The following is an 11,315-nucleotide window of genomic DNA, read 5'->3' on the forward strand; positions in this document are numbered from 1 at the left end:
CGACGCGGACGCCGAGAGCGACGCCGAGTCCGCCGCCCTGGCCGCCCTCGCGGACGGCGAGACGGTCGACGACGAGGACACACTCGACCAACTCGTCTCGCGCAACCTCGTCGAACGCCACGAGGAGACGGTCCGCTCCGTCACCCTCACCGATGCGGGCGTCACCCTCCTCATGGAGGGCGTCGAGGCGGCGGAGACGGTGGACCGCCTCACCCCCGAGATGCTCACCTCCGGCGAGTGGCAGGACGTCGAGTTCACCGAGTACAACGTCGAGGCCGACGCACCCGACGCGCGCGGCGGCAAGACGCACATCCTCCGCCAGACCGCGGACCGAGTGAAGGACGTGCTCGTCGGCATGGGCTTTCAGGAGATGGAGGGACCGCACGCCGACGCGGACTTCTGGATCAACGACTGCCTGTTCATGCCGCAGGACCACCCGGCGCGGACCCACTGGGACCGGTTCGCCCTCGACGTGCCGCCCATCGAGGAGGTGCCCGAGGACCTGGTCGACCGGGTCGAGGACGCCCACCGGAACGGCGTCGGCCCGGACGGCGACGGCTACCACTCGCCGTGGTCCGAGGACTTCGCCCGCGCCATCGCCCTCCGGGGACACACCACCTCGCTGTCGATGCGCTACCTCTCGGGGTACGAAGTCGGCGAGTTGGAACCGCCGCAGCGGTACTTCTCCGTCGAGAAGGTGTACCGCAACGACACGCTGGACCCGACCCACCTGCTGGAGTTCTACCAGATAGAGGGCTGGGTGATGGCCGACGACCTCTCGGTGCGCGACCTGATGGGCACCTTCGAGGAGTTCTACGCGCAGTTCGGCATCACGGACATCCAGTTCAAGCCGCACTACAACCCCTACACGGAGCCGTCGTTCGAACTGTTCGGACGGCACCCCGAGACGGGCGAACTGATAGAGATAGGGAACTCGGGTATGTTCCGCGACGAGGTGCTCGAACCGCTGGGCGTCGACTGCGACGTGATGGCGTGGGGCCTCGCGCTGGAACGCCTGCTGATGCTCATGTACGGCTTCGACGACATACGCGACGTGCACGGGACGATGTCCGACCTCGAACTGCTCCGCGAGACGGAGGTGCTCCGATAATGCCCGTCGTCGACGTTCACCCCGACGAACTGCGCGACCTGACCGGGCACGACGAGAAGTCCGACGAGGAGTTCAAGGAGGACCTATTCGCCCTCGGACTGGAGTTCGAAGGCGAGACCGAGGAGGGGGCGTTCCAACTGGAGTTCGGCCCCGACCGACTCGACAGGCTCTCCGTGGAGGGCGTCGCGCGGTCGCTCCGCTACCAGTACGGCGACTCCCGCGGCGTCTACGTGCCGAAGACGAACGACCCCGACTTCACGTTCGTCGTGGACGAGGACGTGCCGGACCAACGGCCGTACGTCACCGGCGCGATAATCCGCGGGGTCGACCTGGACGAGGACGCCCTCGACTCGCTCATCCAACTGCAGGAGAAACTGCACGCGACGATGGGTCGCAAGCGCGCGAAGGGCGCAATCGGCATCCACGACCTGACGATGCTGAAGGGCGAGGTGCTCACCGAGGAGTCGGGCGGCAACTCCATCACCTACACCGGCGTCGACCCCGACGGCGACACGTTCGTCCCCCTCGACGCCGACGCGGAGATGACGCCCGCCGAGGTCCTCGAACGCCACCAGACGGGTCAGACGTACGCCGACCTCGTCTCGGAGTACGACCGCTACCCGGCGATATACGACGAACTCGGCCTGTTCTCGTTCCCGCCGGTCATCAACGGCCGCCGGACCGAGGTGTCCACCGAGTCCCGCGAACTGCTCGTCGAACTCACGGGGACCGACCAGTGGACCATCGACCGGATGTGCAACATCGTCTGCTACGCCCTCGACGCGCGCGGCGCGACCATCGAGGAGGTCGAAGTCGAGTACGAGTCGGGCTCTCTCGTCCGGCCGGACTTCGAGGTGGACACGAAGCACGTCTCGCACGACCGCATCGAGACGATGCTCGGCGTCGACCTCGAACCGCGCGAGGTGGTGGACCTGTTCGAACGGTCCGGCCTCGACGCGAACGCGGACGACGGTGCCGACGCGGACGCCGAGAGCGACGACGTGGTCTACGAGGTGTCGATTCCGCCGTACCGCGTGGACGTGCTCCACCCGTTGGACCTCATCGACGACGTGGGACGCGCGTACGGCTTCAACGAACTCGAACCGCGCTACCCGAACGTGGGGACGGTCGGCGGCCGCCACGAACGCTCCCGACTGGAGGACGCGGCCCGCAACTCCCTCGTGGGACTCGGCTTCGAGGACATGCTGAACTTCCACATGACCAGCGAGGCGGAGGTGTACGACCGGATGCGCGTCGAACCCGGACGTTCGGTTCTCGGCGGCGGCGACGCCGCGGAGATAACCGGCCCGTACAGCGAGGACTACACCATCCTCCGCACGTGGGCGCTCCCCTCCCTGCTGATGGTCCTGGAGAACAACACCCACCGCGCGTACCCGCAGGACCTCGCCGAAATCGGACTGGTCGCCGAACGCGACGACTCGGTGAACACGCGCGTCGCCGAACGGCGACACGTCGCCGGCGCCCTCGCCCGTCACGACGCCACCTTCGAGGACGCGAAGGCCCGCCTCCAGACGCTCTGCCGCGACTTCGGCGTCGAACTGGAGACGCCCGCCACCGACCACCCGTCGTTCATCGACGGCCGCGTCGCCAGCGTCGTCGTCGACGGCGCGGACGTGGGCGTCGTCGGCGAGATTCACCCTGCGGTGCTGGTCGAACACGACCTGGAACTGCCCGTCGCGGCGTTCGAGTTCGACCTCGACGCACTGCGGTAGACCGGCGGCGTCTCGTCGTCTCGCTCCGTTCGCTGTCTGCTCGCCGGCCGCGGTGCCACTACGGTGCCGACGGCGGCCGAGAAAAATAACCCAAGCTAATCGTACGCGAGGCAAAATTATCTTCAAGTATTTTTCTCGAAATCATCGAAATGTTTAGTACGCCGTCGCGCGGTATCTTTCATGAACGATTCTGACGAGCGATTCGAGACGCTGGCCGTGACCTACGGCGAACGGGGGCAACGACCCGCCCCGGGCGTCGAAGACGTGGCCGTCCCCATCCACCTCTCCTCGACGTACGCGGTGCCGGAGATAGACCCCGATGCGTCGCTGGAGACGCTCGACCCGGACGCGGGCGAGTATCTCTACTCGCGGCTTTCGAACCCGACGCGGAACGCGCTTGAACACCGTCTCGCGGCGCTGTGCGGCGCCGACGACGCGCTGGCGTTCGCCTCCGGGACGGCCGCCATCGTGACGGCCATCTCGGCGGCCGTCGAACCCGGCGACCACGTCGTCGCGTTCGAGGACCTCTACGGCGGTACGAGGTCGATGCTCACGCGCTACTTCGAGGACCGACTCGGCGTCGAGACCACGTTCGTGGACGCGCGTGATACGGCGGAAGTCGAGGCGGCGATGCGCGAGGAGACGTCGCTGGTCTGGATGGAGACGCCGACGAACCCGCTGCTGCGACTCTGCGACGTGGAGGCCGTCGCCGCCGTCGCCGAGGAGTACGGGGCGACGCTCGGCGTCGACAACACGTTCGTCGGGCCGCAGTTCCAGCGACCGCTCGAACTCGGCGCGGACGTGGTCGTCCACTCGACGACGAAGTACCTCAACGGGCACTCGGACTCCATCGGCGGCGCACTCGCGACGAACGACGAGGCGTACCTCGAGGAGGTGCAGTTCCTCCAACGCGTCGGGATGGGCAACATGCTCGCGCCGTTCGACGCCTACCTCACCCTCCGCGGCCTGAAGACGCTCCCGCTCCGGATGGAGAAGCACGCCTCGAACGCGCAGGCCGTCGCCGAGTTCCTCGCCGACCACCCGTCGGTCGAAGCCGTCCACTACCCCGGGCTGGCGTCGCACCCGCAACACGAACTCGCCTCCCGGCAGATGTCGGGCTACGGCGGGGTCCTCTCCGTCGAGTTGGGGACGGACCTCGACGGCGTCGCGCGGTTCGTCGCCGCTCTCGACCACTTCCCGCTGGCGGTCAGTCTGGGCGGGGTCGAGTCGCTCGTCGAGCACCCGGCGTCGATGACGCACTCGCCGCTCTCGCAGACCGAACGCGACTCGCTCGGCATCTCCGACAGCCTCCTCCGCATCTCCGTCGCGTCGAACACGAGGCGGACCTGCTCGCGGACCTCTCGAACGCGCTCGACGCCGTCTGACCGGACACACCGTCCGTCTTCTCGGACACGCCGTCCGTCGCTCCGGTCGCGCGCTCACCGCCGCGTCCGCCGTCCCGGCCGTCGGCGCAGGCGGCACGCTCGGGGCGTCTCCCCCGACCAATCGAGTGACTTAACACGCCTTCCGGTGGTACACTTTCCTATCAATGCCGAGCGGAGAATACGACCCCGAGACGGTCGAAGCGAAGTGGCAAGACAGGTGGGTCGAGGAGGACACGTACGCGTACGACGACAGCGCGGTAGACGCCGACACCGCCTTCTCCATCGACTCGCCGCCGCCGACGGTTTCGGGGAGTCTCCACTGGGGCCACGCCTACGGCTTCACGCTGCAGGACTTCGTCGCTCGGTTCGAGCGGATGCGCGGAAAAGAGGTGTTCTTCCCGTTCGGCTTCGACGACAACGGCATCGCCTCGGAGCGACTGACCGAGGAGGAACTCGACGTTCGCCATCAGGACTACGACCGGCGCGAGTTCCAACAGATGTGCCGCGAGGTGTGCGAACGCTACGAGGCCGAGTTCACCGAGAAGATGCAGAACCTCGGCATCTCCATCGACTGGGAGCAGACGTACCAGACCATCTCGCCGGAGGTCCAGCGCATCTCGCAGCTCTCGTTCGTCGAACTGTACGACGACGGTCGCGAGTACCGCCAGCGCGCCCCGGCCATCTGGTGTCCCGAGTGCGAGACGGCCATCTCGCAGGTCGAGACCGAGGACGACGAACAGGACAGCCACTTCCACGACATCGCCTTCGAAGTCGTGGACAGCGAGGAACGGAGTTCCTCGGACAGTCGGACGGAGTCCGACGACAGCCAGGAGGAGTTCGTCATCTCCACGACGCGCCCTGAACTGCTCCCCGCGTGCGTCGCCGTCTTCGTCCACCCCGACGACGACTCGAACCAGCATCTCGTCGGCGAGGAGGCGCGGATTCCGCTGTTCGGACAGGAGGTGCCCATCATCGAGGACGAACGCGTGGACCTGGAGACGGGGTCCGGCATCGTCATGTGCTGTACGTTCGGCGACCAGACCGACATCGAGTGGTACCAGGCGCACGACCTGGACCTCCGCATCGCCATCGACGAGTCCGGCACCCTGACCGACGTCGCGGGCGAGTACGAAGGTCTGTCCTCGGAGGCGGCGCGCGAGGAAATCGTCGCTGACCTCGACGAGGCGGGCGCACTGCTGGACCGCCGCGCCATCACCCACACGGTGAACGTCCACGAACGCTGCGGGACGAGCGTCGAGTTCCTCGTCAAAGACCAGTGGTACGTCGAACTGCTGGACAAGACCGACGAGTACCTCGAAGCAGGCCGCGAGATGGACTGGTACCCCGAGAAGATGTTCACGCGGTACAAGAACTGGATCGAGGGGCTCCAGTGGGACTGGTCCATCTCCCGGCAGCGTTCCTCCGGCATCCCGTTCCCCGTCTGGTACTGCGGCGACTGCGAACACGTCGTCGTCGCCGACCGCGAAGACCTGCCGGTGGACCCCCTGAGCGACGACCCGCCCGTCGACGCCTGCCCCGAGTGCGGCCACGACGAGTTCGTCCCCGAGGACGACGTGTTCGACACGTGGGCCACCTCGTCGCTCACGCCCCTCATCAACGCCGGGTGGGACTGGGACGCCGAGAGCGGCGAGACCACGCTGGACCGCGAGGAACTCTACTCGTTCGATATGCGCCCGCAGGGCCACGACATCATCTCCTTCTGGCTGTTCCACACCGTCGTCAAGTGCTACGAGCACACCGGCGAGGTGCCGTTCGACAGCGTGATGATAAACGGGATGGTCCTGGACGAGAACCGCGAGAAGATGTCGAAGTCGAAGGGCAACGTCGTCTCGCCGGACGAGGTCATGTCGAAGTACCCCGTCGACGCCGCGCGCTACTGGGCCGCGGGGTCGGCCGTCGGCGACGACCTGCCCTACTCCGAGAAGGGCCTCCGCGCGGGCGAGAAACTCCTCCGGAAACTGTGGAACGCCTCGAAACTGGTCGATAGCCTCACCGACGACGCCCCCGAGACGTTCGACCACGACGAGTTGCGCGCCATCGACCGGTGGCTTCTGGCCTCTTTGGACCGGGAGATTCAGCACGTCACCGAGAAACTGGAGACCCGCGAGTTCTCGAAGGCCCGCGACGACCTGCGGAGCTTCTTCTGGAACACGTTCTGCGACGACTACCTCGAAATCGCCAAACAGCGCGTCCGCGACGGCGGCGACGCCTCCGCGGCCTACACGCTCCGGACGGCACACCGTCGCTTCCTCAAACTGTTCGCGCCCGTCCTCGCACACGTCACCGAGGAACTGTGGCGCGAGATGCACGGCGACGAGAGCGTCCACGGGACGGCGTGGCCCGAACCGCTCGGACTCGACGCCGACTTCGCGGCGGGCGAGACGGCGATGGCCGTCGTCGGGGCCCTCCGCAAGTACAAGAGCGACAACCAACTGTCGATGAACGCGCCCGTCGACCTGGTGCAGGTGTACGGCGACGTTCGCGGCTTCGAGGCGGACGTCAGCGGCGTCATGCACGTCGAGGAACTGGAGACGCTGGACGAGGAACCGCAGATAGAGTCGGTCGTCACCGGCGTCGACCTCGACTACTCGCTGGTCGGGCCGGAGTTCGGCGCGCAGGTGCCCGACATCGAGGCCGCCCTCGAAGCCGAGGAGTACGAGGTGGTCGACGGCGAACTCCACGCCGCGGGCGCGAACTCGACCCGGAGATGTTCACCATCGAGGAAGAGCGCAGGTACACCGGCGAGGGCGACATGCTCGAAGCGGGCGACGCCGTCGTCATCGTCCGGCACGGCGACTGAAGCGGCGACGACTCCCACGACTCGTCTTCTCTCCTTTTCTCCGTCGCTACCGGTGACCCATCACCACGAGGACGAGTCCGAACAGGACGCCGAGGGCGACGAGGGCGGCACCGCCGATGCCGTACAGTTCCGCGGCGGTGTACTGGAATCGGTCGCCGTATCGGACGATACCGGCAGACAGCAGGAGTGTGAGTCCTGACCCGGTCAGAACGGTCGCGAGGTCGAATCCGGCGGGGTTGCCGAGGTCTGGCACGGTCGTGTGGTCCGCGGGCGCGTCGATAACGGTGGTGGCCGCGGTCGGTCGCGGCCGCAGACGCCCCGGACGCGGTGGCCGTCGCCGTCGGCCGCCGCGGTCAGTCGGTCCCGCCTACGTCGCGTTCGAACTGCCACCCGACGCCGAACGCCTCGGCGACGGTCGCCGCGTCCTCGACGTGCGGGAGCGTCAGCGGGCGGTTCGCGTTCGCGTCGTCTTCGACCTCGTCGGGGTCGGGTGCCGTGAGTCGAACCGCCGTGGCGTCGTCCGTGGCCGCGTCGAAGGTGACGGTCCGCGTCCCGAACAGTCGGTCGACGACGTCCGTCCGGACGGCGACGCCGGTCACGGCCCCGCGTTCGAGGCGGGCCTGCGGTTCGTCCAAGACGGTGTCGTAGACGACGAGTACGTCGCCGTAGCAGCGATACTCGACCGTCCCGACCCGGACGTAGCGCGAGAGCGCTCTCAGCGCCGCGAACGCACTCGCGAGGACGAGCGGGTACACGGCGAGTTGCGGCGCGCCGACGAACACCGCCGCCCCGACGAGGACGTAGAGATACAGGACGGCACTCGTGACGGTGTACCTGACGCCGCGGTAGACGGCGTCGAAGACGGTCACGAGACGACCGGGACGCGTCCGGTAGGCCGGAGACTCGGCGGGGACGGCGACCGGAACGGGAGCTATCTCCGTCTCCGCGCTCCCGAACAGGCGGGCGAACAGTCCGCGCTTCTCCGGGTCGTGTTCGACCTGATACGTCCGGAGGTCGTGCGCGAACTTCCCGACGACGACGACTGTCACGAGGGCCTCGGTGCCGACGGCCGTCACCGCCCCGGCGAGAAACAGGAGCGCGCCGACGGCGAAGAACTGTCTGAACGCGGGCGAGAACGCCGACCGCGGCGAGTGGTGTCTGTACCCCTCGTCGTGGAAGTAGTCGCTCGCCGTCTCGACGCCGTGGCCGACGAACACGCCCACCCCGCCGAGGGCGATGCGCCCGACCATCTCGTCCGTGACCGTCGGGTCGGCGAGTCCGAACAGGCCGAGGACGAGACCGAGTTCCAGCGGTGCGAGAAACGCCGCGGCGACGAGTAGCGGCAGGAGGTTTCGCGGGTAGAGCGGCGGTACCGGTCCGGGGAGCGTCACGCTGCCGCGCTTGCCATGGAACGGGCCGAACAGCCGACTGTCGTCCTCGACGCCGTCGTTCGGGCGCTTCCGCGCGAACGGTATCTTCACGAGCGACCAGCAGAGGACGGCGACGACTTCGACGGCGAAGACGGCGAGGAGGACCGTCGTGGACCACCCGAGAAACAGGACACCGAGCGGTGCGACGGCGTTGGACCCGAGAATCGCGAGGAGTCCGAGTCGCGGCGTGGAGGGACGACGCACAGTCGTGCGAACGAGTCGGGAGACAAACAGGTTACGGTCCGCCGTCGGACGCCCGGTTACAGGTCCGCGCCGACGGCCTCGTCCACCGAGTCGAAGCCGTCGCGGTCGAGGAGTTCCAGCAGTCCCTCGTTGATGTCGCGCGCGAGCGTCGGTCCCTCGAAGACGAGGCCGGTGTACAGTTGGACGAGGCTCGCCCCGGCGCGAATCTTCGCGTAGGCCCCCTCGGCCGAGGAGACGCCACCGACGCGACGACGGGCACGTCCGTTCGCTCGGCGACGAAGCGGACCATCTCGGTGGCGCGGTCCTCGATGGGTGCGCCCGACAGTCCGCCGCGTTCCGCCCGGTTCGGGTTCCGCAGTCCCGACGGACGGTCGGTGGTGGTGTTGGTGGCGACGACGCCGTCCAGGCCGTACTCGGCGACGACGTCGAGGGCGTCCTCGACGGCGGGAGCCGGGAGGTCCGGCGACAGTTTCACCAGCAGGGGGTCGGCGCCGGCGTCGACGAGTTCACCGAGGATGGCCTCCAGCGAGTCGCGGTTCTGCAGGTCGCGGAACCCCTCGCTGTTCGGACAGGAGACGTTGACCGCGACGTAGTCGGCGTGTTCGGCCACTCGCTCGTAGGTGTAGCGGTAGTCCTCGGGCGCGTCGGCCGGCGTGGCCGACTCCGAGAGGGCGAGGTTGACGCCGACGGGTATCTCGGGACGCGGCCCCGCGGCGAGGCGCGCGCCGACGGCGTCCGCGCCCTCGTTGTTCAGCCCCATCCGGTTGATGATGGCCCGGTCCTCGGGCAGGCGGAACATCCGCGGGCGGGGGTTCCCGTCCTGCGCCCGCGCCGTCACGCCGCCGACTTCGACGTGACCGAAGCCGAGTGCGCCGAGAACGTCTGGCACCTCGGCGTTCTTGTCGAACCCGGCGGCGACGCCGATGGGGTTGTCGAAGGAGACGCCGAACGCCTCCGTGCGGAGTCTGTCGTCCGCCACGCGACACCGCGCGGCGAGGGCGTCGGCGACGGGCGTGTGCTGGATGGCACACAGTCCGCGGTGGACGAGTCCGTGCGCCGTCTCCGGCGGTAACGAGAACAGTACGGGCTTGAAGAGTCGATAGAGGCCGCGCAGAGGTGATGGCCGCTGTGCGGTGCGTCTGTCGTCCGAGACGGGTCGCTCCATCTGGCGCGGTCAGAAGTCGTGTTCGACTTCGTCGGGGTCGGCCTTCTGGATGATGATCTTGCCGTCGCGGACTCGAACGAACACCTCGTCGCCAATCTCCATTCCGGCGACGGCGAGTTCGTCCTCGTGGAGGTTCACATGGACGTTGTGGTACTCGCCGTTCTCGTCTTTCGCGCCACTCGGGCTGAGCTTCTTTTTCCGGACCATCGGGGTCTCTCTGTTCGATGCTTCGCCGTAGGATATACATAAGTGTTGTCTACCCGTTCTCAAGTCTGTAAACAAACCTGTACCCAAACGGCGCTGGTGCGCTCGGTGTCTGTCGTTCTTCGAATCGGAACGGACCCACCGCAGACTGAGCGATTCTTTATAGGCACCTCGCCGCCGCCCCCCATTTTTCGCCGATATATTTAAGCCGGACCATGTGTTCGGTTGCCATGGAGGTCACAAACCATGGTACGCGAGGACGGTAAGCGGAACTTCGTACTGCGTGAGGAGGACGGCACGGAGTCGAGTGTCTTCTCCGGAAGCATGCCCCGCCAAGCCGCCCTGAAGGCCGCCCGACGACTCGATCCGCACGGTTCCGAGGACGAGGCCCGGGAACACGCAACAGAGATTCGGCTCCGCGAGAAGGGGACCGACAAGGTACACATCTTCCACGCGTGGGCGTGGGTGGACAACGCCCCCGACGACAAACCGGACTGGATGGAGGGGGACATCACGAAAGGAAACGTCTCGAAACAGGGGATAGAACACATCGAGGAGTAGGTCCGCACGACACCGACGTTTTCTTCGCGCACGCGAGAGGCGAGACTCGTCGCAGTCCCGCCCGTTCAGCACCGTCCGACCACGCGACGTGCGTCGGTGGCCGCCGAGGGAGTTCGTCCGCACGCATCCGACACGGCTTTGGCCGTCCCCTGACGAAACTCACTCGCGCGGCTACCACCCGGTCCGACCCGACGTGAAACGCGAGGGATGAGCGACCGGCCTCCGACCGCGCGACATCTCCGTGCACTCGACCGCTGAGCGACGCGTCACTTCCCTCGCCCGTGTGAGCTCTCGCGGCAGGGCGGCCACGAAGGTATGAAACCGCATGACGAAGCGCCGCCGGTTCGACGGCCTTTTATGTTCCCCTGCCATTCGTAGAAATACGCGGGGCGCCCCGGGACACTCCCGGCGCGCCACTCTCCGAACGCCCTCGATCCCACCGCCGACACGTCGGCCGCCGCTGGGGACGGTGCGATCGCACTCTCCACGCCCGCCGACGATACGGACGGGCTTAAGTGGTCGAGCGCATTTCGGAATAATGCGAACGACCACACCGCGACCGCGACCACGGTTCAAACCCCCGTGTCGCACCCGTCGGACCGCACCGTCCTCTCGCGAGGACACTCACGAAGCGCGGAACGATGCCCTTAAGGCGTCGAACGCGCTACGTTCAACCCGAAGCATGAGGATTCCCACCCCCT

6 protein-coding genes and 3 pseudogenes are annotated in these 11,315 nt (G+C 67.3%); 5 read left to right on the forward strand and 4 right to left on the reverse strand.

The window, feature by feature from the left end:
* From GJ632_RS13830 to GJ632_RS13845, 4 genes and pseudogenes are all read left to right on the forward strand, one after another.
* The coding region (locus GJ632_RS13830) for a phenylalanine--tRNA ligase subunit alpha (protein WP_191453268.1) at nt 1-1,111 on the forward strand (1,111 nt) is incomplete at its 5' end.
* Nucleotides 1,111-2,844, forward strand: coding sequence for a phenylalanine--tRNA ligase subunit beta (gene pheT, locus GJ632_RS13835; protein ID WP_191453269.1), 1,734 nt, complete (start codon nt 1,111-1,113; stop codon nt 2,842-2,844). The genes GJ632_RS13830 and pheT, both read left to right, overlap by 1 nt.
* A gap of 180 nt (nt 2,845-3,024) precedes the next feature.
* Nucleotides 3,025-4,229: pseudogene (locus tag GJ632_RS13840) on the forward strand (trans-sulfuration enzyme family protein).
* A gap of 164 nt (nt 4,230-4,393) precedes the next feature.
* Nucleotides 4,394-7,050, forward strand: a pseudogene (locus tag GJ632_RS13845) (valine--tRNA ligase).
* A 46-nt stretch (nt 7,051-7,096) separates the two neighbouring features.
* On the opposite strand, the gene GJ632_RS13850 reads toward GJ632_RS13845, so the two are convergent.
* The 4 genes and pseudogenes from GJ632_RS13850 to GJ632_RS13865 all read right to left on the reverse strand — a co-directional run bounded on the left by GJ632_RS13850 (nt 7,097) and on the right by GJ632_RS13865 (nt 10,056).
* A complete protein-coding gene (locus tag GJ632_RS13850) occupies nt 7,097-7,303 on the reverse strand; it encodes a hypothetical protein (RefSeq protein WP_089803707.1) in 207 nt (68 codons plus the stop codon).
* Between the two features lie 100 nt (nt 7,304-7,403).
* Nucleotides 7,404-8,684, reverse strand: a complete 1,281-nt coding sequence (locus GJ632_RS13855) for a DUF6498-containing protein (RefSeq protein WP_343161188.1) — start codon at nt 8,682-8,684, stop codon at nt 7,404-7,406.
* A 56-nt stretch (nt 8,685-8,740) separates the two neighbouring features.
* Nucleotides 8,741-9,849, reverse strand: a pseudogene (locus GJ632_RS13860) (quinone-dependent dihydroorotate dehydrogenase).
* A gap of 9 nt (nt 9,850-9,858) precedes the next feature.
* Nucleotides 9,859-10,056 (reverse strand): hypothetical protein, encoded by a 198-nt coding sequence (locus GJ632_RS13865; protein ID WP_006055708.1) that lies wholly within the window; start codon nt 10,054-10,056, stop codon nt 9,859-9,861.
* 243 nt (nt 10,057-10,299) lie between these two features.
* Here GJ632_RS13865 and GJ632_RS13870 point away from each other — a divergent pair, with 243 nt between their 5' ends.
* The gene (locus tag GJ632_RS13870; protein WP_089803704.1) at nt 10,300-10,614 is read left to right on the forward strand and encodes a non-histone chromosomal MC1 family protein; all 315 of its coding nucleotides are present in this window, start codon (nt 10,300-10,302) and stop codon (nt 10,612-10,614) included.
* Nucleotides 10,615-11,315 lie beyond the last annotated feature (701 nt).

It is taken from the genome of Halogeometricum sp. CBA1124 (assembly GCF_009741955.1).
Lineage (GTDB): Archaea > Halobacteriota > Halobacteria > Halobacteriales > Haloferacaceae > Halogeometricum > Halogeometricum rufum.